Origin of the sequence: Nocardiopsis sp. ATB16-24 (assembly GCF_030271535.1) — a bacterium.
Taxonomy (GTDB): domain Bacteria; phylum Actinomycetota; class Actinomycetes; order Streptosporangiales; family Streptosporangiaceae; genus Nocardiopsis.
The window spans coordinates 296,628-321,291 of sequence record NZ_JASCXJ010000002.1 but is presented as its reverse complement, the minus strand read 5'-3'; the positions used below and the strand labels follow the sequence as shown (position 1 = coordinate 321,291).

The following is a 24,664-nucleotide window of genomic DNA, read 5'->3' as shown; positions in this document are numbered from 1 at the left end:
CGCTGAAGAGATGGCCATGCCTGGGCGTAGCTGTCTACGTGTACTGCGGAGAGTTTCGAAGCAGGTTTTCTGTTCTCCTACCACATGTCGTCAGTACCCCTTATCGTCAAGAGGGTCTGGGCTGAAGCGGCTGTCCTCCAAGGGATTCCGTTACCTCACCAGCCTGGCGCACCCCTCGAAGGACAAGCCCCCAGGGATACACATGGCGATGGTAGAGACGGCCGCGCTGGGCGTAGCCAAGGTGGTCGGCACAAGAGCGGGATCGATATGGCTAGCACAGCGAGCCACCGCCGCCGACCGAGACAAGGATCTGACCGAGCTCATCAGGCTCACGTTCCGGGACACCCTCCTGCGCCGAAGGGTCGAGCTCCAACTAGAGAGCATCGCACTCTCAGTGGCGGATCGCTTGATACCCCTGTGTCAGCAGGAGTTCCGCGGCCTGGACGACGCGGACCGCGCGGCGGTCCTAGCCGAGCTGACCGACACCCTAGAGCAGGCCGACCTATCAGACGAAAAGCTGATAGGCGCCGATGTCGACCCGGTCGTTCTCACCCGTAAAATCCTCGCCCGCATGCCTCACCGGGATTTGCGTTTTGAACTGGGCGAGGCAGGAGCCCGTCTGTTCAAGATCCTTTTGGAGGAATGCTGCGAGGACCTGGCCCGGATCGTCATCTCCCTTCCCCAGTTCCCTGCGCGCGCATCGGCGGAGACGCTCTCCCGACTGACCGGTCTGGCCGAGCAGGTCTCCACAGTGCTCGCTCGATTGCCGCAACGCAGCCTGGATGCGCCCGAGGGCACAGACGACGATGAGGAGTTCAGTCGCCGCTATGCCGACCACATCAGCCGTACCCTCGACCACGTGGAGCTCTTCGGGGTCCGGATACGTCGCTACCATCCGCGAACCTCATTGAGCGTGGCCTACATCAGCCTGAGCGTGTCCACCGAGGATCGACGTCACACCGGCCATACCCGTGACCAGCACTATGGCCACCTTCCCCTGACCGAAGAGCTCCACGGGGAGAAGGCGTCCGAGACAGCCACCATGCGAGTAGAGAGTGCTCTGGGTGGTCGTCGCCGAACTCTCATCCGGGGCGAGGCTGGCTCAGGCAAGAGCACACTGCTGCGCTGGCTGGCCATCACCGCCGTGCGCGGAGGCTTCGACTCGGATCTGGGGGTGTGGAACGGCTACACCCCGTTCCTAATCAAGCTGCGTAGCCACGCCGACGGGCACCTCCCGCGTCCGGAACGTTTTCTGGAGGGTGTGGCCGACTCTCTGACCGGGATGATGCCTCGTGGCTGGGTCCACCGACGGCTCTCCTCCGGGCGCGCCCTGCTACTTGTCGACGGGGTGGACGAACTCTCTGCTTCCCAACGCCGCCGAGTGCCCGAATGGCTCCGCGATCTGCTGGCGACCTTCCCCGATGTCAGAGTCGTGGTAACCAGCAGACCCGCAGCCGCCAGTGCGCGCTGGTTGGAAGGGGAGTCGTTCGACACCGCCCACCTGATGCCGATGGGGCCCGCCGACCTGCGTGAACTGGTCAGTCAGTGGCATCAAGCGATCAGCGCTTCGCCTGGGCTGCCCTGTGAGGCGGAGGAGCTGCCACGCTACGAGGCTGAACTGTTGGCCCGTCTCGAGAGCGCACCTCACCTGCGTTCCTTGGCCGCAACTCCCCTGCTGGCAGCGATGCTGTGCGCGCTGAACCTCGACCACGCCACTCGGCTGCCTCGGGACCGGATGGGTCTGTATGCGGCCACTCTGGCCATGTTGCTGGACCGACGCGACGACGAACGGCACATCCCGGCCTTCAGTGACCTAGAGCTGGACTACGAGCAGAAGCTCCGGATGCTTCAGGGGCTGGCCTGGCGTCTGTCGTCCTCTCAACGCACCGAGCTGCCCAAGTCGGTGGTGCTTCGCGAGGTGGAGGAGCGGACCGCGACTATGCAGGGCGTGCACGGGTCTCCAGAGACAGTGATTGAGTACCTTTTGGAACGGAGCGGGGTACTTCGGGAACCGGTGGATGGTCGAGTGGACTTCGTGCATCGAACCGTCCAGGAGTACCTGACAGCCAAGCAGGCAGTGTACGACCACGACATCGAGTACCTAATTGCCCGCGCCCACCTAGCCAGTTGGCGGGAGACTGTCATCATGGCGGCCGGACACGCCAACGGCCCGCAGTTGAGAGAACTGTTGAGCGGGGTCTTGGCACGGGTTGCTGCTGAGCCCCAGCGGGCCCGCTACCTGAAGCTGCTGCTCGCTGCCTGCTTGGAGACCGTTCCCATGGTGCCGCTGGAACTTCGGGACAAAATCCACGCCTGTGTGGACGAGATGGTGCCACCCAGGGACAGGGCGACCGCACGGTCGCTTTCCACCGCTGGAGAGGTAGTGCTCGACCGACTGCCGGAGAGCCTAGACGGGCTGACTGAGAAACAGGCAGCGGCAACTGTACACGCAGCGGCACTGGTCAACGGGCCCCGAGCCTTGGAGCGACTCGCGGGCTATCGGAAAGACCCCCGTGCCGAGGTGCGCATGGAGCTAGAAAGTGCGTGGAAGTACTTCGACCCCGATGAGTACGCACGTCTCATCCTCGCGGACATGCTCTCAGAGGAGTCGGCAATCTTCGTCGATTCTCATCGGCAGCTTGCTTCTCTACGCCACATTTCTGGGCTTCGTTCCCTCATGGTCGATATTCCTCAGCTGCGGAACCTGGACTTCCTCAGAGGAACGCCCAACGTGAAATACCTAAGCATCACTCGAACAGAACCAATAGAGATTTCCGCTCTGCGCCACTATGGGAAAAATATAGAGCGCTTTGGTGCCGAACTTGACGATTCGTCCGACGTAGAATCGTTGACCCACCTCACAAAACTAAAGGATCTCAATATTGGAATCTCGGGCATCAGGAGCATAGGTTTTCTTTCCCAAATAACTCGACTTGAACACCTAACCCTGAGGAATTTGTCTTCCATCGAAGACTACTCACCACTCCGGACTCAGGATGGACTGAAAAAGCTGTGGCTCTATAACTGCCCAGGACTCCGAGAGGTCGATCTGCTTCCTCTTTCAGAGAGCATAGAATCATTGTGCCTTACGCGATCGAACCTGGATTGCAGCCTTACTGAAGTGACGGCCCGGGCACCCAGAATCAACTCGATGAACCTAGGTTATTGCTCTTGGGTTTCTAGCATCGAAGCGATTTCTAATCTAAATATCAAGGAGCTGGTTCTCGATGGATTGGGGCCGAGCATCGATCTCGACCCTCTTCGTGCCCAGGAAGGACTAAAGCTCCTGTCGCTGACAGGGTCGGGCGTGCAAACCCTGCAGCCCCTGTCCGGCTTGACTCAGTTGAGAGCTCTCTACCTGGATGGGTGCGTCAATCTTCAGAGCCTGACTCCACTGGCTTCGCTTCCTAAACTTCGACACCTCAGCCTTGTGAGCTCACGCCCAGGAATCGACCTTTCCCCGATCTCGGAATTAAAAAACCTATCTGTTTACATCCTCAAGGGGCAAGAAGTTCGCAACAGGGAAGCATTTCAGGGGTTTATATTTGAGGCCCACCCTGATGTTTATCTCCACGGAGATGCCGGAAGAATTTAACTACAAGAAATCCTTTATCAGGATCTCTCGATGAACTCCAGCACGGGACATCGACAGAAATCATGAAGCGACCAATTCCCAACCGCAGCTGGACATAGCACATTGCATGATACAATAAGGATGACCCCGTTTAGCAAAAGCCTCTTTGCTCAGGCCATAGGAGAAAAATGCCTTGCCGGCCCGACCCTTTGCGATTGCAATAAAAAAAGAATGATAGTGAATCCACAAAGCGACTGTGGATGGCTTCAAAGCAACTTCGAGGATACCCTTACACCCTTGAAAAGGAGGGATTGTAAGGGAAAACCGGAGTGAGCCCCCGGGGGATCGAACCCCGAACCCACGGATTAAAAGTCCGTTGCTCTGCCGATTGAGCTAGAGGCCCGCGACATGACTCGGAGCGTGCTCCCAGCCTGCGCCGGGGACAACTCTACCGCAGCCACACGGGTTCTGGGCGTCTGACGGCCCCCGCAGGACCGAAGCCTCCTCATCGGTTGAACACTCCAGGTCCCTGGCTGAGGAGACGTAGCGGCGACAGCGGAGCCATCACCGAGCATCTGACCTCGCAGGACAAACCATCAGGCTGGCCGGAAGGCCGGGGCGAAGGGCCGCACACACCACCGGCCCCTGCTCGGGCGGTGGTGCGTGTGCTCGAGCAGGGGCCGGTGGTGTGGTGGTGTCTATGCCCTGGCGGCGGTGGGTTTGAGCATCGCCGCGGTGGCCTCGGCTGCGGCCTTGGCCACGTCGGGGAACATGGTCTGGTAGGTGTCCTGGGTGAAGTGGGTGGTGGCGTGTCCCAGTTCGGCGGAGACGACCTTGACGTCCACTCCGGCGGCCAGGCTCATCGACGCCGCCCCGTGGCGCAGCCCGTGCAGGCTGATCGGCGGCAACCCGGCGGAGCGGGCGATGCGGGCGAACCAGTCGGTGGCCTGTGCCGGGTGCCAGGCGGTGCCGTCCTCACGGGTGAACACCAATCCGGTGTCGGTCCAGTCGGCTCCTGCGGCGAGTTTGGCCTCCAGTTGGTGGCGTCGCCAGGCGCGCAGGATGCGGACGGTGTCGGTGTCCAGGGTGATGGTGCGCTCCCCGGCCGCGCTCTTGGGTGTGCAGGTGTGGGTCTGCCAGCCCAGTTGGACGATCTGGGTGCGGATGTCGATCTCGGCGTCGGTCAGACGGGTGTTGGCCCAGGGCAGCCCTACGGCTTCGCCGCGTCGGAGTCCTTTGACGGCGATCAGGTGGAACATGGGGTACAGCCAGGTGTACTTGCGGGCGTGGGCGAGGAAGCGGGTGGTCTGCTCCGGGGTCCAGATCATCACCTCCCCGGGGACGGTGCCGTTCTTCTGCCACTGTTCGACCCGGTCCGGTGTCCACACCAGTGGCTTCTTGCGAGGGCAGGTGGGCAGCCGGGCGTGGGAGGCGGCGTTGACGGTGACCGGCAGGTCGGGGCGGCGCACAGCGTCGGACAGGGCGCTGCGCAAGGTGGCGCGGATGCGATGTTTGGTGGTCAGTGACACCACCCGTTTGCCCTTCACCGAGTCCCGTACGGCCACGTCGTCGGCCTCGCGGCACTCCAGCACGTGTTGGTTGGTCTCCTCGATGGCGGCGAACATCGCCTCCACGTGGCGGGCCTGGAGCTTGTCCACCCGGATCTTTCCCAGGTGGGGGATGAGGTGGTTGCGGATGTGGCCGGTGTAGGAGCGACGGGTGTTCTCGGTCAGGCCGGGTTTGTCTCGCAGCCACTCGTGTAGCCACTGCTCGACGGTGGGCACCTCGGTGCGCACGTCCACCCCGACGTTGATACGCCGCTGCACCTCCCGCAGGGCAGGCAAAGGAGCACGGGCTTTGATCGAGCCCTGGATCACATCCGCGATCTGCACCAGCGTTTCGTGGTCGCTCTCGGCCAGGTCGAGCAAGGAGCGGATGTGCTGGAGTGCTTCCAGTGCGTCCTCCTGGCTGGGGAGTCCGATACGGCGGGCTTGGCGCCGCTTTCCTTGGAGGGTGGGCGGCAGTTCGATCTGGTAGCCCCATCGGCCGTGGGTGGAGCTCCAGGTCCCGGTGCGGCGGCGTAGGAGCGGGCACTTTGTGCCGAGGAGCTTGTTGGTCATCTCGTCGCGGCATCCGCACCGTTTGAACGTGGAACCTTCATTAGCGGCCAAGGTCGGCCTCCTGGTGTTCGTTGCGGCGCGCACCACACCCGCATTCCAGCAAGGTGTTGGGGTCCAGGCCGAGGTGGAGGAGGACTCCAGCGGTCGGGATGTGCCAGGACCGTCCCACCCGGTAAGCGGGAGCGGGAAACGTGCCCGCTTTGAGGTGACGGTAAGTAGTGGTGCGGCTCATCCCCAGCAGACGCCCGGCAGTGACCGGGTCCAGCACCACCGGCAACGAGCCCACCTCATCCAGCATGATCTGAGGGTTCATGCCCACCTCTCCCACCTCCCCACCACCTGTGACCTGCCTGGATGCGGTGCGCGACCCCGCGTGGTGCGGGGCACCACGCATCCACGCTCAACCTCGCCGAGAAGTTCAAGCGGATTCGGTCTGTCCACCAACGGATTCATGCTCCTGTCCACCACCCATCCGTTTCGGGTGGTATGCCGTTTCTCCTGGCTTGGGCGCTGTGTGGCCCGTGTCGGCCTAGCGACCCAGACCTGGGTCCTGAGGGGCAGGGCTGGGTTGTGGAGCGGTGTGGGGCGCATGTAGGCCCCACACCGCCCTGCCCAGCGATGATCACGTATGGCCCAGAACTGTGGTCCAGCACAAAAGGTTGGCGCTGTTAGCGGTCTCATTGAGGAGTTCGTCGTCGGTGTGCAGGAAACAGAGGGTCTCCATCCGGGGATGGAACCATCACAGACCAACGTGAAGCCACCTGATTTCTTGCCGATCAGAGAAGTCTCTTCCCCTTTGCTGATGTCCTTTAAGAGGGAAGCCCGGAATTGGATGCGACATGCGATCGGCGACCGCGAGGTCGCGCCCTTACCGCACCGCCACCACTCGCCCGGCAAAGCGATGAGCAGACCCGCGCCGCCGTGAGAGCGGTGCGTGAGAAGCGTGGACACGCCGCCGTCCTCCTTGGCCGGCCGGTTGATCTTGACCGCACCACGCCACCAGCACGGAGCAGTACGGGAAAGACCAGAACCGACAGGCGGCAAGAGCTTCCAGCAGAGGAAAAGCGGAGCACCGTGGATGGTGATGACCTGCGGGTGAGGGTGTGCGGGGGCATTCACGCCCCCGCACACCCCGTGGCGCGCCCGCCCCACGTGAAGAGGACTACCTCCTGGGGTAGACAGCCGGGGCGGCCGGTGGACCACCCCCAAGCCCGCGTGACCTGCACTGTGACTGTTGTCAGGGGTGGTCCACCCAAGGCCGGACCGCCACGCGGAGGCCCGAACGGAGCAGATGCAGGCCCAGTCACAGGCCCACCCGTTGGCCCGGGTGTTCACCGCTCTTCGTCTTCCAGCGCGGTGCTCTCCCTCTGGAGGGGATAAGCGCGGGGAATATCGCGCAGAGGTACCCGGTCTGTGCAGGAGGCCAGGCGCCAGATCGGCTCGGCGGCCCCCTGGTGGTCCAGTCTGTGGTGGGTGGTCAGGTACACCCCGACCGTGCCGGTGCAGGTGGCGGCGAGCGTGCGGGCGGCGTTGTCCTCGCGCTGGTCGGAGTGGACCAGGATCAGCACGATGGAGGACAGGGCGCTGCTGTGGGCCAGGGCGGTGTAGCCGGTCATTTTGCGTCGCAGTTGTGAGAGCGATTCGGTGCCGGTGTCGTACTCCACGAACGCGTGCACCACTGCTTCGTCCTGCTGCCAGCGCACGTAGGCGTCGGGGCGGATGTAGGTGCCCCATCGACGCTCGCACTCGCGTTCTCCGTACCATTTCCGCAAGCAGGCGCCGGCTTGGCGGGCGCTCTCGGCGAAGCGCGCCCGGGTCTGGGCCAGGCCCAGGATGTGGTTCAGCCGGGGGGAGTGCGCCATGGCCAGGGCACGGTCGGAGCGGAATTTCAACGCGTCGGGTTCCCTGCCCTGGTGCAGGGCGACCAGTACGGCTCCGGTGGGGGACAGGATCCAGTGGTCGGGGGCGTTGCGGTCGTGGGCGTGGCGGCGGAACCGGTTGATGACTCCGTAGCGGTGCAGGGTGAGCAGCCGGAAGCGGACACGGCGTGGACCGGTGTCGGGGAAGTAGATGCGGTGCAGGTGGTGGGTGGTCAGCACCTGGTGCTCCCACAAGCCGGTCAGGATCTGCCGGTCCCGGTCGGTGATCCGGGGTGCCAGCCGGATCAGCGTCTTGTCGTAGTCGTTCACGCACATCCTCCCTGGGTTTGGCTGTTCTTCGCCTCTCACTTGTTGAAGAAGCCGAGGAAGAGGGCGGATTCGACACCGGGAGGCAGAACCTTTACCCACCGGTTTCCCCGGTTCGGGTCCCCAGGTGCGAGTCCACTGCGGGTTCGGTGGGTGCTCATGCCCCTCAGTGCCTTGGGGCGGCACCACGCATGTGGCACCGCCCCAAGGAGATCAGGTGGGGTTTCTCAGCGTCGGGTGGCCAGCCAGGTCCTCACCAGGCCGGCCAGCTCATCGAACTCTCCCGGCCCGGCCGGCACCCGTTCCCGAAAGTGAGGTGCCGGTCCTGGGCGGTGGAACAGGTAGGGGCGTACTCCGCGTACCCCGTCGTCATCGACACACCAGCCCTGATCGGAGGGGTGGGGCTCACGCGGTCGCGGTACCCGCACCGGCCGGGGAACCGGGCGTGGGTGTCGGGCTGCGGCCAGAGCACTTCCCGAACGTGGCCTCTGCACTCCAGGCACAACGGTCCCGGTGGCGGGCAAGGACCTCGGGTGTTCCCGTACTCCCGAGCGAGACGCTGGCAGTGGGCGCCGTTCCGGTCGCCGGACGTCCACGGAACTGCACAGCACCGCGGCGAGCATTGCACCGAACAGCCACCGCACCTGCTGTGCCCATCCTCGGACGGGTTTGCGGTGCCGACCGCTAGGCTTCTCCACGATCTCCTCCTGCTTGTGTCAGGTGGGGATTCAGCCCTGGCTTGGTGCCGCTAACACCGGGCCGGGGCGCCTCCACTTTCTCTGTCATCTGTTGTGTGCTGCATGGATGGGTGTCATTGGTCCCGGGTTCGTACGCCACCCGAAACCGCACTTCCCACCCACACCACACAAAGGGCATAAAGACCCGAACCTTGCGGAAAAGGCGTCGCTTCCGCAGGGCTGGTCGATGTTCACTTGGGTGAACGAGGTTCTTCAATACCTGCCGCTCGGAAACGTCATCGCGTTGGGGTTCCCAGGGGCAGGCGGGTCCGCCCGGAACGGTCGAAGGCGGCACGAACCGTCAACGGGCCTCCCTTGTTCCCGGAGAAGTCCCAGTACAGGGCCATCGCGTCCACCAGCGCCAGGCCGTACCCGCCTTCGGCCAAGGACAACGCCCGTACCTTCGAGCCGAGCCTCGTCGAGGCGGCGGGCACGGTGGCCCGCTCCCCGGGCTTGGGACCGTCGTCGCCCACACACAGCAGGAACAGGCGCGGGCTCCGCTGGATCTGGATCCGTACCCGGCCTCCGGGGAGTCCTGAGGCGGTGTGGCGCAGGGCGTTGGCGTGCAGTTCGGCCAGGGACACCAGCAGCGGGTGGGCGGCCGAGGGGGTGGTCCTGGTGGCCTGCGCCGCCCAGCGGCGCGCCGCCTTCACGTGGTGGGGGTGGTGGCCGCACACCAGGCCGCTGGTGTCGGGTTCGGTGTGGCGGATGCGCCTGGGCAGGTCGAGGGAGGTCTGGGTCGTGGTCATGGATTTCCACCGGGTCCTTTCGCCGTGGCCGTGATCGCTGCTGTTGCGTCCACGAAGAAAGGATGTGGTCGGGCCCTTTTCCGGGGGAAGTCCGGGCGGAGAGTTCCCGAATCTTCCATACGGTGCTGGAATTCTGTGGAATGCCCCACGGGCTGGGGTTCGATGTGCTGCCATGGTTTTATGCACACAGACGAACGCGTTCTGAAGGCTTTCGGGCGGGAGCTGCGCCGGTTGCGTGGGGAGGCCGAACTCACCCAGCAGGCGCTGGCCCGGCGGGTCAGCCTGCGCGGCACCACGATCAGCGACTCGCACGTGTCCGACATCGAGAACGGCCGGGCGATGGCCCGGCCGTGGCTGCGCAAGTTCCTGGACGAGATCCTGGCGAGCGACGGCAGGCTGGAAAAGCTCTGGGAGGAGCTGACCGGTTCCGGCCGCCAGGTGTGGCTGCACGAGGTCACCCAGCGCACCCACGCCGCCGACGCCCTGTACGAGTACCAGCCCCTGGTGTTCCCTTCCTACTTGCAGACGGAGGAGTACGCTCACGCGCTCATCCGCTACGGGTCTCCCTGGCTGTCCGGGCGAGAGGTTCGAGCCCTCGCGAAGGAGCGTCGGGAACGCGCAGAGCGCATGGCGAAGGCCGAACTTCCCTCGCTCTGGCTGATCATCGACCAGAGCGTGCTGGCCCGTCGCTACGGCTCTTCACAAATCCAACGAGAGCAACTCGCTCATGTCGCCGACCTGGTAGACCGCGACCGGTTGACTGTGCAGATGGTTCCGACGAACTCTCCTCGCCATGCGGGAAACTCAGGCCCGCGACGGATCATCACCACCACTGACGAACCGGAGGTGGTGTACATGGAATCGGCCGAGGAAGGGCGGATCATCACCGACTCCGCTGGTATCTTTCGTAGCCGCTTGCTGTTCACGGCCCTTCAGGGAGCAGCTCGCGACCCGCAGGAGACCTTGCAGGCCGTCCGCGACGAGATGAGGAAGATCGATGATGAGTGACTGGCACAAGAGCAGTTACAGCGGCGGGTCGAACGAGTGTGTCGAGGTCCGCCAGCACAGCACAGGCGCGGACGTGCGAGACACCCAGAACCGTGTACGCGGCCAGCTCACCTTCACTTTGGAGTCCTGGGGAGCATTCCTTCTCTCCCTGTCTCAAGCCGACAGCGGGAAATAGCGACTTTCCATCCACTGCAACCTGTAGGCCCCGGTGGGGTTCTCCCTTACCAGGTCACTTCTGACCTATCCAGTAACAGTGCGTATTGGTCATTGCGGCGATGAGGATTGGCTGCCCTGTGTGCTCTGGGCTGCTACCCCTTGCAGGGGCGATGAGGGCCAGACACTCTCTACGCGCTTCGAAGGGCAGGGTTCCAGAGCGTGTTCTCAGGCAGGGCTTTTCCTGTCACGTCACGGGCTTTGCGGATCCAGGTGCCCACGGTCCTGGAGAGCCGGTTCCATACCTCGCTGATCAGCTTACAAAGCGGGCATCCCTGCGAGAGCGCGAGCAGACCCCCGACGACACCCTCTCCAGGAGGAGAACGTGACCGAGCAGAGCACCACTGAACTCCCTCCCGAGGCCATGGGGAACGAGAAGTGGCACGACATCACGGACGCGGTATGGATGCGCTCCTCACTCTCCGACCCCGAATCGGAGGCCACCGTGGAGGTCGCCGAGTTCGACGACGGCTTCCGCGCCGTCCGCGACGGCAAGTCACCCGAGAAGGGCACTCTGTTCTTCACCCCCGCCCAATGGGAGGCCTTCACCCTCGGCGTCCGCGACGGAGAGTTCGACATCCCCGAAGAACACCTCACCGAAGAAGAGATCGCCCTCCAACGCGAACGCGCCGACCAGCCCGCCGAGTGGTTCCCTTCCCCGCTGTTCACCCCCAAAGCCCGTGAAGAATACGAGCGCCGCCAGTACGAGGAGGACCACACCAGCGAGGCCTACGCAAGGATGGGCCGGGTGGGCCGCTACTGAACCGAGGCTGCGTGGTCGGCGAGCTCCCGTACCGATGCTGGAGTTTTGGTCTGGTTCGCGAACTGCTGGACCTGCACGAGCAGAGCTTGCGTGCGTCCCGAGCGGATGTGGCCCAACATCGGAATCACCGCCTTGGCCAGCACCTCCTGAGCGCCCTGCCATGACCCCACCCGCACCAGAGCATGCGCGAGGTGGGAGGCGTCATTGAGGGCGCCACGGTGGTAGGTGGCAGGCCGCCCATGAAGAGCGCTCTCGAACGACTCCACCGCCCGGCCCCAAGCGCCGTTGTCGGCGTGGATCATAGCCTCGTGCCATGCCAGTTCCGCCTCCGTGATCCACCAGACCCACGGCGGATCACGGTCTTGGGCCTCACCCCGCAGCCGCGAACGGGCTCGGCGTAGCGTCTCCATTGCCCGGCCAGGTGTTCCCTCTTGCCCTTGGGCCCGAGCCAACCGCAACTCGAACAGGCCCCGCACCCGCGGGGAGAGCTGCTCGTCGAGAGTGTGCTCGCACACCTGCCGGGCCTGATCAGGGCGGTGTTCATGGGCGTCCTGCATCGCCAACTGCGTCAAGGCGAACAGCTCGCTACCGCGATCCCCACCAGCCCGTGCAGTCAGAACCGAGGCGCTGGTCAATCTCCTGGCCAACAGGTGTTCGTCGGCGTCGAACGCCGACCAACCGGCCACCTGCAACGCCTCAGCGGCAGCCGAGGCCATCTCTGCGGCTCCGGACGTGCACGCGGCCTGGTGCGCCGAGCGCGCGGTACGCACCGCCATGGGGAGCAGATCTGCGCCGCCGGTCATCTCATCCAAGGCGATGACGTTGGAGGTGATCGCACGCACCCTGGCCGCGTCGCCGCTTCCCACCGGTTGTTGTGTGAACACCTCGGCGTCCACTTGGAGCACGCGGGCCAACAGCAGACGGTAGCGCTCGCGGAGGGTGCTGCGGCCCGCCTCCCATTCCCGGATGCGCCTGGTCAGGGACTCGGTCGTGGCGGTGGCCTCGGGGCCGGCGGCGCGTAGGAGTTCCACCGCGAGCCGGTGCACGTCCCACCCCAGGTCCGTGCGTGCCTCACGCAGGGCCCGAGCCCACGCCGGACGGGGGGCCTGGTGTGAAGTCGTCATAGGGGGATCCTCCCTCGCTCTACGAGGGGTTCCCGCGAACGTCCGTGTTCATCCGTGATCGTCACTGGCGGCCTCGCAGCGTCGCCGGGGAGCCTGGAGATGGTGATCCAAGCGCGGGTGTTTCCACCCGCGTCGGCGTCTCGAAAACATGATGCGGGAGGTGACGTGGGCGTCCAACTACTGCTGGACGGGTTACGGCTGGGGGTGGCCTCACCCGAGGCCGGGCATGTCGACCACGTGGTCACGGCCATGGGGGAGGCGTGCGAACGACTTCGTCCCGGGCCGGACCCGAACTGGTCCCTGCACATTCTGCCCGGCCACCCCGTCCTTGAGGACAGCCGGGCGTGGCCCCGGCTGGAGCTGCGCCCGGGCGGGCCGTCCCTGACGATCACCGGCAACCAGAACGGGCGACTGCGGGCCGTGGGCTATTACCGGCCCCAGTCCGCACCGGTGGCCATCGAGGTCGACCGGGGGCGACGCCTGACCCGGCTGATGGTCTCCTCCACCTACACCGACCAGACGCACTGGTCGGCGTGGCTGGCCAAGACCTTTTTCGCGTCCCGGCTCTCGGCGTGCGGGCGGCGGATGCTGCACGCCTCAGCCGTGGCGCTCAACGGCGTTGCCGTGCTGTTCGTCGCGGTACCAGGGGGTGGTAAGTCCACGCTCGCTCACCGGGCCTGCCGGGAGCTGGGGGCCACCTTCATGGCCGATGACCTGGTCATGGTCGGCCCGGACGGGACCGTGGTGGGATGGCCGACACGGGTGTGCCTGCCCCACGGCCTCAACGCACCCTCCTCGAAACAGATCGGCAGGATGGTGGGCGGCCCCCAGCGCAGACGCCTGGTGCTGAGCCTGGCCGAGCACCGCACCCTGGGATTCACCCACGCACCACCGACCCCCTTGGGAACGGTGGTGCACGTCCGCTCCGGTCCCACGCCGACCCCCTCCTGCCGTCCCTGGACGCAAAGGTCCCGGAACATGGCCGAGGTGAGCGCTGGTGACATCCCCGTGCAACGCCTCTACACCAGCGACCTGCTGGGTCTGACCGGGGCGGCGCCGACCCTTCCGCCTAGGAGCGGGGAGAAGGTCTTCACTGACGTGGACGGGTTCGATCTGACGATCCCAGACTCGGCAGCACTGCCCACCGCCCCGGTGTGGGAGGCGCTGTCGCCAGCGCTACCTCCAGGTGCGGGGGTGCGCTCATGAACCAGGTGTTCGAGCTGTCCAGTGCGCAACGTACCTTGCGGGTGAAGGCCGATGAGCGTCTGCTGCGGTGGTGGCCGACCCTGGCCCCCCACATCCCCGGGGTGCCTGCGACCCTGCCCGTACCGGTCCCCGACACCGATACCGCCGTGGATGTGAGCGGCCTGGATGAGCGAGCCGAGGCCCGCAGGGTGATCAACGCCCACCTGCACCGCCTCCACCTGACCCACGACACCGTGTGCGTACACGCCACCGCCCTGACCACCCCTGACGGCGCTCGCGCCGTACTGCTGTTGGGCGGGCACGGGGCGGGCAAGACCCTCGTGACCACCGCGCTGGCCCTGCGCGGCTGGAACCCGGTGGCCGGCGACGTCGCCCTCGTCCACATCAGCCAGGACGGCGCCAGACTCGTGGGTGGGACCAGTGCGTTCGTGGTACGCACCGCCCCCACCGCCCGCTGGTTCCCCCATTTCCCCCACCCTCGTCCCAACAGTGCGACGGCGGACCTGCGCCACCTGTGGCCACCCGCGCCGATCAGAAACGGCGTTCCTATGGCCACGGCCATCTGGATCCGGGTCGACGGCGACCCCCATCTGTCCGAGGTCGCCGTCGAACGCCTGGATACCCACACCTCGACCACGGTGTGGTGGGGTGCCAGCGCCCATCTGGTGGATCGGGTGAGCACGACGGAGCCGCTGCGCCTGGTGGAGACTGAGGCGCAGGTGCGCCTCCGCGCCGCGCTGGTCGACGACGCCTCAGACCAGCTCCCGTTGACGGGGTTGTGGGGCGACCCGCACCTGATCGCCGCGGCCGTCGAAGACATCACCAGCTCCGTCTCGACCGTGGGACAGGGGTGATGAGCATGCCGCTGTCCACCTCCGGTCGGGTGCGCTTCACGCAAGGCCGCGCCCGACTGCTCCCTCTCACTCCCAGCGCCCCGGGGATGGTCCGTGCCCAGGTGAGCGTCCTGAGCCCAGGAACCGAACTGCGCCACCTCGCCCAGACCGAGCACGGCCCCGACCGTGATGCCGGGTACATGAACATGGCCCGTACTCCGGATGGAGGGTGGATTCTGGCGCCCTGCGCGCACGGGGCCGCCTTCACCCCCCACATTCCCGGAGCGGTGAAGGCCGACGGCCGCCTCCCGGCCCACCTGGTTGCGATGGGGCGTTTCCAACTCATGGCCGCCTGTGGCCTGACTCGCCTGCCTGAGGGCATCGACCTTGACGAGGCCGTGGTGGTCGGGTCGGGGCCGGTGGCCGCCGGATGCGTCCTGGAGCTGCGGCGCCGGGGCGCCGACCGGATCCGCCTGTGGACTCGGCGCACCGACACTCCACCCATCGCCCACCTGCCCGGCCTGGCCTGCATGACGCGGCCTGAGACGGGTCGGGCGGACCTGGTCGTAGACGCCACCGGCCAGCCCCAAAGGGCTCTGGAGGTGGCCGGGCCGGGGACGGTGGTGGGACTGCTCGGCACCCCCGACACCGACACGGCGTTGGACGCGCTCGCCGTACACCGGTCCGGGGCTGTGGTGGTGGGGATGCACGAACTCGCCGGAATCACCCCGGGTGACCCTACCTACCAGGACACGTTCGACCGGGTCCTGGGCTGGTTGGCCGACGTTGACGAACAACGACTGTTGGCGTCCTGGTGCCGTTCCCTACCCGCAGGCCAGGCCCCGGAGTTCTACGCCGACCTGCGCCGCGGTCGAAGGCCCACCGAACCGATCGTGCTGTGGGAGTGGACATGACACCGGTGGGGTTGTACAGCATCTCGGTACGCGGGCTTTCGGTGCCCGACCTGTTGGCATGGGCCCACACCCACGACATGGGGTTCGTGCACCTGCGCGGCGGCCCTCGCGGCTTCGACCTGGCCCGACGCGACTCTGGAGAACTCCTGGGCTGGTGTGAAGCCGCTCGGGAGACAGTTCCCATCACCGGAGTGACCGCCGACGTGGACCTGGCCCACGTGTACGGCACCGATTCCCGCCAACGCCACCAGGCCCGTGAGGAGCTGGCCGCGCTCGCAGCAGCCGCCAAGGTCTTGGGCGCCGGGTGGGTGCGGTTGCTGGCTTGCCACCCGCTTACCGACCTGGTCGGCGAACCGGTCGAGGTGAGCCTGCCGCTGGTGGTCGAACTCCACCACCCCGGCTGGCTGGAAACGGGCCCGCAACGAGCACTGGGCGACCTGCTCACCCACCACGGGGTGAGCCTGCTGGCCGACACCACCCAACTCGCCCGGGCCCTCGCCAACGGAGGCGATGGAGCCATGGACCGGTTGGAACGGCTGTGGCCCCACACGCGGGTGCTGCACCTGAGCGACGACGGGTCGGGACTGGCCGACACCACCCACACCCTCGTCGCCCGCCGCGTCGCCGAACGTATCCACGACGGCCAGACGGTGGAGGTCGCCCTGGAGTGGACCGGCCCCGAGCGCACCCCCCACACCTGTGCACGCCTTCACCGGTCCCACACGGCCTGGTGGAACCACATCGACCGGGAGACACCGTGATCCGACACACGCGGCCGTGGGTGATCATCACCGACTACCCCACCTGGCCCAGCCCCTACTTCCGTGAACTCCACGCTCACGCCCCTGAGCTGGCCCCGGAGTTCACCCCCGACCTGCCCGCCCTGCACGACCGCTCCGGGCCGCCGGGGGTGGTGAACCTCCACCGACTCAAACGCCTCTACCGGGGCGGTGACGGCATGCGCACCGTGGCGGCGGCCGAAGTCATGCTCACCCACCTGCGCGCGCTGCGGGAGGCCGGGTGGAAGGTGGCCTGGACCGTCCACAACCTGCTGCCCATCGACGGAGCACCACCGGGGGAGGCTGACCGGATCGCCGCCCACGGGGTCTTGGAGCTGGCCGACGCCGTGGTGACCCACACCCATGCCGACGCCCACCATCTCGCTTCCTTGACTCAAGCTCCGATCACCGTCGCCGGATGGGGCGGCCTGACCCACCGCTCCACCCCCAGGCCGCCGACCGTACACCTGGCCGGCATGGTCGACCGGATGCGCGCCGCCACCCCCGCCGTTCTGGTGTTGGGCAACCTCACCGACTACAAGGACCTCCCCGCCACCACGCGGGTCTTCCTGGAACAGACATGGCGGGCCCACCTGTTCATCGCCGGCCCAGAACGCACCCCTGGCCTGGTCACGGACCTGGAACACAGCATCATCGGTCACGAAGAGCGCGTGCACCTGCTGGCGGAGCGGGTGGAGACCCAGGACGTGCCCACCCTGTACGCCGCTGCCGACGTCGCCCTGTGCCCCTACCGCACCGACGGGCCCTGGGAATTCTTCACCCGCGTCCTACACCCCAGCTCGGTGGGTACCGCCCTCTCCTTCGGCGTGCCGGTGATCGCCCCCGACCTACCCGCGATCCGTGAGATGACCGACGCCCACCCCCGCCTGCTCTACCCACCCCACGAAGGCCCCACCACCGTCTTCGCCGCTCTGGACGAACACCCTTTCCCAGCCCCGGTGGACAGAGGCCGACAGCAAGGAACGGCACGCTGGCGGGACATCGGTGCCGTCTACGCCCACCTGGCCGCTGAACTGTGGGAGAACAAGTGAGGCGGCCCTGGCCGCGGCCTCGACCACCACGCACGATGAGGACTGCCGCATGATCCAACCCACCGACCTCGACGAGATCGTGGCACCCGCCTTGGCCCACAGGTACGACCTGCCCACGCCTTCTCTGACCCGGGTGGGGGTAGGCCAGAACACCCTCAACCTGCGCGCCCGCAGCGGCGACCGACAGATGTTCGTCAAGACCTACCCCGCAGGCACCGACCTGGACGCCGAACGCGAGGCGATCGGCCTGTCCGAACTCGCCGGAAGCCACGGCATTCCCGTCGCCCGCATCATCTACAACCAAGACGGCCAGACGGTCGATACCAGTACCGCGGTGGCGTTCTCGGTCTGGGAGTGGATACCCGGGACGGTGGTGACCGACCTCGGCGACAGCGAGTGCGCCCAAGCCGGGCGTGTACTGGGGCGCATCCATGCGGTGTTCGCCGTCTTGCCCCGGAGCGCCGATACCGATGCCACCGTGCCCCTGCGGTCCTGGCGCACCATCGATGTGTCCGCCCTTGACTCCACGATCGACCGCCTCCTGGGCGTCATCGACGACCGCACCCGTACCGGGATCACGGACCCGTTCGACGCTCCCGCAGCGCGAACCCTGGCCGAGCGGCGCACCATGCTCACCCACCTCCCGGACCTGGCCGCTCAGATCCCCCAGACTCTGACGGTGCAGGTGCTCCACGGCGACTACAGCCCCGTCAACCTCCTCTTCACCGACGGGCACCTGTCGGCGGTCCTGGACTTCTCACCACCCCGCCCCGACCTGCTCGCCTATGACCTGGGCCGGATGGCGTTCTACCCCAACACCGTCACCAGCCGCCACGACTGGCCGGCTGCCGCCCGCACCTTCATCGCCGCCTACCTCGCCACCAACCCCGGCGCCACCGCGGCGGACGTACGCGCCTGCGGGCGCATCGCCCTCATCCAACTCCTGCGCAGCCTGTACGGGGTCAAACAGCACTACCTCGCACCCGGCATCGACCAGGCGGCGCTCGATGACTTCTGGCTCCTGCGCCACCAAGCCGCCAGCACCCTGCTGGAACACCAGGCGGACATCGACAGGATGCTCAACGACCTGGCCCGCCACCTGTGACACCCTATGTGAAAGAAGGACGACCATGACCCCCCAGACGACCACCATTCCGTGGACCTGGACGGTGCTGCACGGACCCCTGACCCCCGAACGGGTCGCCCAAGAGGCCACCGACATCGCAGCCCGCCACCACCTGCACCTGGTGCGCACCCCCAACGGACTGCTTCTGACCGAGCAGAACCACGAGGACGATCCGCTCCTGCGGGTGGGCTGGAGGCCACACACCCCCACCGCACCCGACACCCTCACCCACACCGTGCCCGCCGATCAGGTCGAGATCCTCATCCACCACCAGCCCACAGGCGCCACCGCCGCCACCGATCTCACGGAAGCCCTGAACCAAGCGCTGGCCTGCTTCACCCACACCGAACAGGAACAAATCAGCGCGGCCATGCCGCTCCTGGACCGCTTCACCCCCGACCGCTCACACCTGGCCGACTGGGCGATCATCGTCCGCGACCACTACGTCGAAAACACCCTCGGCCTGATCCAGGCCCTGCTGCGCGCCGGGGTACCGGCACAGTGGATCTACGCCCTGGACAAGGGCGACGCCACCCTGCGGCGCGCACGCATCCACGCCACCCTGCGCCAGCTGGGCTGTGCCAGCGGGGTGCTGGACAACACCACCATCAACGCGCCCCACACCCACGCCGCCGAACTCGCCGAAGGCCGCCGTGCCATGGACGCCTTCATCAAGACCGCCCACCAAGACGACCGCCGTGTCATGGTCATCGACGACGGCGGTCTCATCGCCCAGGGATACGGACGCGCCGACGCGGCCCATCGGGTGGACGCCGCGGTGGAACTGACCGTCTCCGGACTCAAACGCATCAAAGACGCTGAGGTGGACATCCCCGTGTTCAACCTGGCCCGCTCTGCCCTCAAGCTTCGCTTGGGCTATGCCGAGATCGCCGACTCCTGCCTGCGCAGGCTGCGTGCCCTTGTGCCCGCCGTCAAGATGATCGGCCGCCCCGTTCTCGTTCTGGGTCACGGCGCACTCGGGTCACGCCTGTCCCGCGCCTTGGCCGACCAGGGCTGCCAAGTGCACGTGGTCGACCCCGACCCGCTCGCTCTGATCGAGGCGGCCGAAGCCGGACAGACCACCCACCCCACCCTCACCCGGGCCTTGGAGCGGGCGCGTCCGGTCGTGATCGCCGGGACCACCGGAGAGCGTGCCCTGACCGAGGAGGCGCTGAGCCTACTACCGTCAGGAGCGTTCCTGGCACCGTTCGCCAGCGCCGACTTCAGCCTGCTGGCCGAACACCCCCACACCGTTCGGGTGGAAACCGAGGTGCCAGGGATCGGTCGACGCTACCGGCTTTCCCACGGCTGTGAGGTAACCGTGTTGGGAAACGGACGCAGCCTGAACCTGTTCGAGGCCGACGCCATCCCCACCCAGGGCTATGACGCCTACCGCGCCGGCACCCTCGTGGCCGCCGATGCCCTGGCCTCCCTCCACGAGCACCTGAGCGCCGGAGTGCACACCGAACCGGTGGACCACATTGTCCGCGAATCGGGCCTGTACCAGGCCTATTACGACACCTACCTGGCCGCCGAGCCCCCGCCCACCACACTCGAAACCCCGGGACGCGCGCTTGCGAACCCGGTTGTGAGGACGTCGGCGTGCGTGGTCGGCTACGGCAAGATCGGCCGCCTGCACACCCAGATCCTCGCCGAACAGGGCGCCGAGCTGACCGTCATCGACCCCAAGCACCAGGACCTGCCCAAGACCTACCGGAGCTTCCCCCACGGGGTCGACGGGCTGCCTCCCGCGGTGCGCTCCTCCATCGGCCTGTGGTCGGTGTGCACCCCCACCACCGACCACTTGCCCGTTCTGCGCTCCATCCTTGCCCACGACCCTCAGGCGCGGGTACTGCTGGAAAAGCCGGCCTGCCTGGGACACGAGATCAGCGACTTCCAGGAGTTGTTGAAGACCCATCCCGAGGCGAGGATCGTGGTCACCGATCAGTATCGGCACGCTCGCGCCCTCGACGTCCTACGCGAGGTGATGGACCGGTTCGAGCCAGACCCGACGCCGACCCACGTGGCGGTCACCTTCGTCAAGGACCGCAGTGCCGACATCGCTCTGGGCAGGTTCGTGGACCGCTCCTACGGGGTGCTCGGCTATGAGTGGCTGCACATGCTCACCGTCCTGCGCGGCCTGCTGGATGAGCAGACCGGGACCGCCTACTTCGCCACCGCGCCCGCCAACACGGACCTCCTGGCCACCTACCACAAGGACCTGTTCGTCTCCGCCCTGACCGAACGCACGCATCTGTCCCTACCCACCGGCCCACTGCACATCGATCTGACCTCCAGCATCGCCACCCCCACCTTGGCCGTCGGCCACCGCACCACCCCTGACGCATCCCGGCCCTTCACCGACCGGCATCGCAAAGTCACCATCCATGCCGGGCGCACTCGCTTCACCGTGTTCTTCGATCCGGTGACCCTGCCCGGAGGCGACCATCTAGGTCTCAACCGCCATCTGGTCCAGGCCGAACGGGATGGCGTGACCCTTCACGAGGAGGTTGTCGACGACTCCCCCTTGCACACCGCCGTCCGCGATGCCACGACCAAGCTGCTGGGTACCGGCCCGATGGCCGACCCGGACCTGAGCAGCCTGCACAGGATCTCGGCGATCGCAGATCTGCTCCGCGCCAACCAACCCCTTTTCACTCAGCCCTCGGCCGCCCACGGATGAGTCCCGCGCCCCAGATTGGAGACCGGCCAATGTTTCGTGCCGGGTGTGATGGAGGCTCTGGTGTGTCCTGCGTTTTTCGGAGTCGGATTTCTGGATCCTGGGACCACGTGACCTCAAGGAGGGCACCGTAGGACGTCGTGGATACCCCGCCGAGTTCCGCCGCAAGGCCCTGGATGGCTTTGTCGACGAGTAGTGAGAACGAATCTCGATCACGATGGGAAACGCATCCGAGATGGCCTTGGGCATGTCGATGAGTTCGGGGAACACCACGCCGCGGGGTTCAGTGCGGCATGCCGCCCCGCAGGTGACACCAGCCCCCGCACGTCGTGGTCCGGGGCGGTACGCCGCGATCCCTTCCAGATAGTCGGACGGGACGCGCAGCGCACCTTCCACACGCGCTCTGCCACCGAGCCCTCGGAGGGAACTCCTCACACTCCGAGGCTGGGCGTTCCCCAAACTCATCGACACCAGCCGGTGCGGATGACGACAGACCGTTCCCCGAAGTGGTCGCGAAACGTTCCCCGCTCTCATCGACGTAGTCAGCCCTGGACCTGGTCCAGGCCGGACGCAGCGTCGCGGACGTAGCACGCGAGATCCGCGACCGCCTGGTCGCGTTCACCGCCACCCCCTTCCACACACCGACCCCGAAACGGTAAGGATGTGGGCCATGGACCACCGCCCCCGTGCCTCCACCGACCGCGACCTGCTGACCGGGCACGCCTACCGCGACGATCGCCCACTCGCCGCCCGCCAGAACCTGTACGCCCACCAAAGGCCCCGCTTCGACCTGCCCGGCCTGGTCCTGGACCACGTCGGCGACCGTGCCGGGGTGTGGGTGGACACCGGGTGCGGCAATGGCCGCTATCTGGACCGGATCCGCACCGAACGCCCCCACACCCCAGTGGTGGGGGTGGATCTGTCGGCATCACTGCTGCGCAACGTGCCGGGAGCGGTGGTGTGCGCTGACGCCGCCCACCTGCCGGTGCGCACCGGCAGTGTGGAGGTGGTGCTGGCCATGCACATGCTGTACCACGTCCCCGATCCAGCGCGGGCTATCGCCGAAGCCGCCCGCGTCCTCACGCCCGACGGTGTCCTGGTGGCCTCCACCAATGCCCGCGACGACAAGGCCGAATTGGACCTGTGGTGGTCCCGAGCGGCCGGCACGGTCCTGGGCACCGGCCAGGGGCCGCGCAGGATGAAACTCTCCGACCACTTCCCCCTCGAAGAAGCACCGCAGGTGATGGGGCGGTACTTCGACGACGTCACCGTGATCGACCTGCACGGCCACATCACACTGGAGGATCCCGGGCCGGCCCTTGCTCACTTCGCCTCCTACCGGGCGTGGGCCGATCAATCCGGGGTGCCCTTCGATGCGACCCTGGCCCAGGTCGAACACGACCTGGCAGCCCGCTTCGAGCAGGGCCCCTTGACCATCACCACCCACCAGGGACTCATCCTCGCCCGCAGCCCCCGCACACCATGATTCAGCACGAGACAGATGGCCGGCTGTCCATGCCGCTGGTCGCGAGTTGCCCACCACTCGCATCCGCCCTCTACCTCAGGGGTCGGAAGTGGCGGACCGCCCGGCCGGCGGAGTTCGAGAACAGACGACCGAGCGCCGTGGCCTGAGAAACCATGAACACGGCTTCACAGGACCCAAGACATGCCGCTGCCTTTCCCATGCCGAAGCGGTCTCCGCCATGGCCTGTCCGTCAGTGTCGGGGCGGCTCTGTGGCCCGGTCTTCCTTCTCCGTCTGGTCGGTGACAACCGTATGAGACCACTTGGCGCTCTCAGCGATCAACTGCGTCCGCCCTACGGTGTCGATGAAGAAGTAGTCGCTCGTCTTGTTGTGCGCGCCCTGGTTGTCCGCGACCACACCCGTGATGGCGTCGCCCAAGCCGACCTCGGCCGCACCTCCGGACTGGTGGACTTGAGAGACGAGCGCCTCGGCAGCCGGTCCGCTGCTACCCCTCCACAGGGGCAATGAGGACGACGAGATCAAGGCCAAGCTCGGCGCGTCCTGGATGTTGCTACCCCTCGCAGGGGCAATGAGGACCGGACCGCGTCGTCACCTGGTCGAGGTGGATCATGTTGCTACCCCTCGCAGGGACGATGAGGACGCCTGTCCGTGACCGACTCTCGGCTACTCATCCGTGACGTTGCTACCCCTCGCAGGGGCGATGAGGACTGGGCAGACTGCCGTGTCCGCGTCCCTGCACACCGCGTTGCTACCCCTCGCAGGGGCGATGAGGACAAGAGCCCGCCTGCGGCTGCACCAGCGCCCACCCGTTGCTACCCCTCGCAGGGGCGATGAGGACCCATAGCGGCCCCGGACGGCCCGGCGCAGCTGTAGTTGCTACCCCTCGCAGGGGCGATGAGGACCCACCACCCGGGCGGGACGCACCGGCAAAGCGTCGTTGCTACCCCTCGCAGGGGCGATGAGGACAAAGGAGGCACCCGCAGGTCAACACGGGTGCCTCCCGTTGCTACCCCTCGCAGGGGCGATGAGGACGGCTCGATGCACCTGCACCGAGTGCGGGCTGCTGCAGTTGCTACCCCTCGCAGGGGCGATGAGGACCTCTGGCCAGGGCGGCCCACCTTTGTGTCTTTACAGTTGCTGCCCCTCGCAGGGGCGATGAGGACATGGACACCTTAGGGGTGTACACAGGCTCTTCTTCCGTTGCTACCCCTCGCAGGGGCGATGAGGACCTTCGTGCTGCCGGACTACGTGACCGAGGCCGGGTGGTTGCTACCCCTCGCAGGGGCGATGAGGACCTCGGTGGAACGGGGGCGGACGGGCAGAGTGAAGTGTTGCTACCCCTCGCAGGGGCGATGAGGACCCAGAAACGGGGGAGGCTCAGGCCGCGATGCGCATCGTTGCTACCCCTCGCAGGGGCGATGAGGACGGCAGGTCCCGGAGGCGATCCTGCGCCGGGGCTACGTGTTGCTACCCCTCGCAGGGGCGATGAGGACCTTGGAGATGTCGCGGACCTTCTTGGTGTACTTCTGTTGCTACCCCTCGCAGGGGCGATGAGGACGGCCTACCTAGGCAATGACGGATGAGCAGTCAAGGTTGCTACCCCTCGCAGGGGCGATGAGGACTTGAGCAGGCGGTCCAGGTGCGCGCCGGGGAGAATACGTTGCTACCCCTCGCAGGGGCGATGAGGACGCGACCACGTAGGACTTACCGCTACCGGCGGGGCCCAGTTGCTACCCCTCGCAGGGGCGATGAGGACCCGAGAGTAAAGCCGCAGGTCATAGGACCCCCAGACTGCTGGATCGAGGCTGTTTTTCAGCGGACCTCCGGTAGTGCAGCCCGTCCCGGCGTGTCGCTGAAACCCGGATTCTCCCCTTCCCATGACACATCTGCTACAAGATGTCGCTCGGAGCACTACGCGCTATCCCCCAAGCCGCTCTTTGCGGAGTCACCCCGGGCGGGAACGTATAGACGATGACATGGTCATGGCTGTCGTCGATCACATCTTTCACCGCTCTTTCGAACCGCTTCATCTGCGCGGCGCTGAGCTGTCCTTCGAAAACACTGCGCTGAACATGGTGCAGTTACAACCGGCATGTTCGCAGGATCTGCGGGTTGC

General features: G+C 66.4%; 19 protein-coding genes, 1 tRNA gene and 1 CRISPR repeat array. Of the genes, 12 read left to right on the top strand and 8 right to left on the bottom strand.

What is annotated here, in order from left to right:
* Nucleotides 1–202 precede the first annotated feature (202 nt).
* Nucleotides 203–3,595, top strand: coding sequence for an NACHT domain-containing protein (locus PFX91_RS03490; protein ID WP_285729347.1), 3,393 nt, complete (start codon nucleotides 203–205; stop codon nucleotides 3,593–3,595).
* 309 nt (nucleotides 3,596–3,904) lie between these two features.
* On the opposite strand, the gene PFX91_RS03485 is transcribed toward PFX91_RS03490, so the two are convergent.
* The 5 genes from PFX91_RS03485 to PFX91_RS03465 form a co-directional block, all read right to left on the bottom strand.
* Nucleotides 3,905–3,977: transfer RNA gene (locus PFX91_RS03485), tRNA-Lys, on the bottom strand.
* Between the two features lie 295 nt (nucleotides 3,978–4,272).
* Nucleotides 4,273–5,745, bottom strand: coding sequence for a tyrosine-type recombinase/integrase (locus PFX91_RS03480; RefSeq protein WP_285729345.1), 1,473 nt, complete (start codon nucleotides 5,743–5,745; stop codon nucleotides 4,273–4,275).
* On the bottom strand, nucleotides 5,735–6,007 hold the full coding sequence (locus tag PFX91_RS03475) for a helix-turn-helix transcriptional regulator (RefSeq protein ID WP_285729344.1): 273 nt from the start codon (nucleotides 6,005–6,007) through the stop codon (nucleotides 5,735–5,737). The genes PFX91_RS03480 and PFX91_RS03475 overlap by 11 nt, the downstream gene beginning before the upstream one ends.
* A gap of 1,018 nt (nucleotides 6,008–7,025) precedes the next feature.
* The gene (locus PFX91_RS03470; protein ID WP_285729343.1) at nucleotides 7,026–7,883 is read right to left on the bottom strand and encodes a replication-relaxation family protein; all 858 of its coding nucleotides are present in this window, start codon (nucleotides 7,881–7,883) and stop codon (nucleotides 7,026–7,028) included.
* A 970-nt stretch (nucleotides 7,884–8,853) separates the two neighbouring features.
* Nucleotides 8,854–9,366 carry an ATP-binding protein gene (locus PFX91_RS03465; RefSeq protein WP_285729342.1) on the bottom strand — a complete coding sequence of 171 codons (513 nt, stop codon included), beginning with the start codon at nucleotides 9,364–9,366 and terminating at the stop codon, nucleotides 8,854–8,856.
* A 180-nt stretch (nucleotides 9,367–9,546) separates the two neighbouring features.
* Between PFX91_RS03465 and PFX91_RS03460 the strand changes: the two genes are divergently transcribed.
* The 3 genes from PFX91_RS03460 to PFX91_RS03450 all read left to right on the top strand — a co-directional run bounded on the left by PFX91_RS03460 (nucleotide 9,547) and on the right by PFX91_RS03450 (nucleotide 11,350).
* A complete protein-coding gene (locus PFX91_RS03460; protein WP_285729341.1) occupies nucleotides 9,547–10,374 on the top strand; it encodes a helix-turn-helix domain-containing protein in 828 nt (275 codons plus the stop codon).
* Nucleotides 10,367–10,549 (top strand): DUF397 domain-containing protein, encoded by a 183-nt coding sequence (locus PFX91_RS03455; RefSeq protein WP_285729546.1) that lies wholly within the window; start codon nucleotides 10,367–10,369, stop codon nucleotides 10,547–10,549. The genes PFX91_RS03460 and PFX91_RS03455 overlap by 8 nt, the downstream gene beginning before the upstream one ends.
* Nucleotides 10,550–10,951: 402 nt before the next feature.
* Complete coding sequence (locus tag PFX91_RS03450; protein WP_285729545.1) at nucleotides 10,952–11,350, top strand: DUF397 domain-containing protein; 399 nt, start codon at nucleotides 10,952–10,954, stop codon at nucleotides 11,348–11,350.
* Here PFX91_RS03450 and PFX91_RS03445 read toward each other — a convergent pair.
* A complete protein-coding gene (locus PFX91_RS03445) occupies nucleotides 11,344–12,474 on the bottom strand; it encodes an NsdA family TPR-like regulatory protein (protein WP_285729340.1) in 1,131 nt (376 codons plus the stop codon). The genes PFX91_RS03450 and PFX91_RS03445 overlap by 7 nt on opposite strands.
* Before the next feature lie 165 nt (nucleotides 12,475–12,639).
* On the opposite strand from PFX91_RS03445, the gene PFX91_RS03440 reads away from it, so the two are divergent.
* The 8 genes from PFX91_RS03440 to PFX91_RS03405 all read left to right on the top strand — a co-directional run bounded on the left by PFX91_RS03440 (nucleotide 12,640) and on the right by PFX91_RS03405 (nucleotide 22,550).
* Entirely contained in the window at nucleotides 12,640–13,680 is a 1,041-nt protein-coding gene (locus PFX91_RS03440; RefSeq protein ID WP_285729338.1) for a phosphoenolpyruvate carboxykinase (ATP), read from the top strand.
* Nucleotides 13,677–14,534 (top strand): phosphoenolpyruvate carboxykinase (ATP), encoded by an 858-nt coding sequence (locus tag PFX91_RS03435; protein WP_285729336.1) that lies wholly within the window; start codon nucleotides 13,677–13,679, stop codon nucleotides 14,532–14,534. The genes PFX91_RS03440 and PFX91_RS03435 overlap by 4 nt, the downstream gene beginning before the upstream one ends.
* Entirely contained in the window at nucleotides 14,534–15,427 is an 894-nt protein-coding gene (locus PFX91_RS03430; RefSeq protein ID WP_285729335.1) for an MDR/zinc-dependent alcohol dehydrogenase-like family protein, read from the top strand. The genes PFX91_RS03435 and PFX91_RS03430 overlap by 1 nt, the downstream gene beginning before the upstream one ends.
* Complete coding sequence (locus tag PFX91_RS03425; protein WP_285729333.1) at nucleotides 15,424–16,188, top strand: hypothetical protein; 765 nt, start codon at nucleotides 15,424–15,426, stop codon at nucleotides 16,186–16,188. The genes PFX91_RS03430 and PFX91_RS03425 overlap by 4 nt, the downstream gene beginning before the upstream one ends.
* Nucleotides 16,185–17,258, top strand: a complete 1,074-nt coding sequence (locus tag PFX91_RS03420; protein ID WP_285729331.1) for a glycosyltransferase — start codon at nucleotides 16,185–16,187, stop codon at nucleotides 17,256–17,258. The genes PFX91_RS03425 and PFX91_RS03420 overlap by 4 nt, the downstream gene beginning before the upstream one ends.
* Nucleotides 17,259–17,307: 49 nt before the next feature.
* Nucleotides 17,308–18,363 (top strand): phosphotransferase enzyme family protein, encoded by a 1,056-nt coding sequence (locus PFX91_RS03415; protein WP_285729329.1) that lies wholly within the window; start codon nucleotides 17,308–17,310, stop codon nucleotides 18,361–18,363.
* A 25-nt stretch (nucleotides 18,364–18,388) separates the two neighbouring features.
* The gene (locus PFX91_RS03410) at nucleotides 18,389–21,067 is read left to right on the top strand and encodes a Gfo/Idh/MocA family oxidoreductase (RefSeq protein ID WP_285729328.1); all 2,679 of its coding nucleotides are present in this window, start codon (nucleotides 18,389–18,391) and stop codon (nucleotides 21,065–21,067) included.
* A 667-nt stretch (nucleotides 21,068–21,734) separates the two neighbouring features.
* Nucleotides 21,735–22,550 carry a class I SAM-dependent methyltransferase gene (locus PFX91_RS03405; protein WP_285729327.1) on the top strand — a complete coding sequence of 272 codons (816 nt, stop codon included), beginning with the start codon at nucleotides 21,735–21,737 and terminating at the stop codon, nucleotides 22,548–22,550.
* Nucleotides 22,551–22,779: 229 nt separating this feature from the next.
* Here PFX91_RS03405 and PFX91_RS03400 read toward each other — a convergent pair whose 3' ends face one another.
* Nucleotides 22,780–23,052, bottom strand: coding sequence for a hypothetical protein (locus PFX91_RS03400; RefSeq protein WP_502888241.1), 273 nt, complete (start codon nucleotides 23,050–23,052; stop codon nucleotides 22,780–22,782).
* Between the two features lie 42 nt (nucleotides 23,053–23,094).
* Nucleotides 23,095–24,304: a CRISPR direct-repeat array (repeat unit 30 nt; unit sequence GTTGCTACCCCTCGCAGGGGCGATGAGGAC).
* Nucleotides 24,305–24,437: 133 nt separating this feature from the next.
* Nucleotides 24,438–24,629, bottom strand: a complete 192-nt coding sequence (locus PFX91_RS03395) for a CRISPR-associated endonuclease Cas2 (RefSeq protein WP_285729544.1) — start codon at nucleotides 24,627–24,629, stop codon at nucleotides 24,438–24,440.
* Between the last annotated feature and the right edge of the window lie 35 nt (nucleotides 24,630–24,664).

What these genes read in the sequence shown, in the direction of transcription:
- PFX91_RS03450 (WP_285729545.1), top strand. Translation starts at nt 10,952, where the DNA reads ATGGGGAACGAGAAGTGGCACGACATCACGGACGCGGTATGGATGCGC.
- PFX91_RS03465 (WP_285729342.1), bottom strand. Translation starts at nt 9,366, where the DNA reads ATGACCACGACCCAGACCTCCCTCGACCTGCCCAGGCGCATCCGCCAC.
- PFX91_RS03435 (WP_285729336.1), top strand. Translation starts at nt 13,677, where the DNA reads ATGAACCAGGTGTTCGAGCTGTCCAGTGCGCAACGTACCTTGCGGGTG.
- PFX91_RS03455 (WP_285729546.1), top strand. Translation starts at nt 10,367, where the DNA reads ATGAGTGACTGGCACAAGAGCAGTTACAGCGGCGGGTCGAACGAGTGT.
- PFX91_RS03490 (WP_285729347.1), top strand. Translation starts at nt 203, where the DNA reads ATGGCGATGGTAGAGACGGCCGCGCTGGGCGTAGCCAAGGTGGTCGGC.
- PFX91_RS03425 (WP_285729333.1), top strand. Translation starts at nt 15,424, where the DNA reads ATGACACCGGTGGGGTTGTACAGCATCTCGGTACGCGGGCTTTCGGTG.
- PFX91_RS03475 (WP_285729344.1), bottom strand. Translation starts at nt 6,007, where the DNA reads ATGAACCCTCAGATCATGCTGGATGAGGTGGGCTCGTTGCCGGTGGTG.
- PFX91_RS03405 (WP_285729327.1), top strand. Translation starts at nt 21,735, where the DNA reads ATGGACCACCGCCCCCGTGCCTCCACCGACCGCGACCTGCTGACCGGG.
- PFX91_RS03415 (WP_285729329.1), top strand. Translation starts at nt 17,308, where the DNA reads ATGATCCAACCCACCGACCTCGACGAGATCGTGGCACCCGCCTTGGCC.
- PFX91_RS03460 (WP_285729341.1), top strand. Translation starts at nt 9,547, where the DNA reads ATGCACACAGACGAACGCGTTCTGAAGGCTTTCGGGCGGGAGCTGCGC.
- PFX91_RS03430 (WP_285729335.1), top strand. Translation starts at nt 14,534, where the DNA reads ATGAGCATGCCGCTGTCCACCTCCGGTCGGGTGCGCTTCACGCAAGGC.
- PFX91_RS03410 (WP_285729328.1), top strand. Translation starts at nt 18,389, where the DNA reads ATGACCCCCCAGACGACCACCATTCCGTGGACCTGGACGGTGCTGCAC.
- PFX91_RS03445 (WP_285729340.1), bottom strand. Translation starts at nt 12,474, where the DNA reads ATGACGACTTCACACCAGGCCCCCCGTCCGGCGTGGGCTCGGGCCCTG.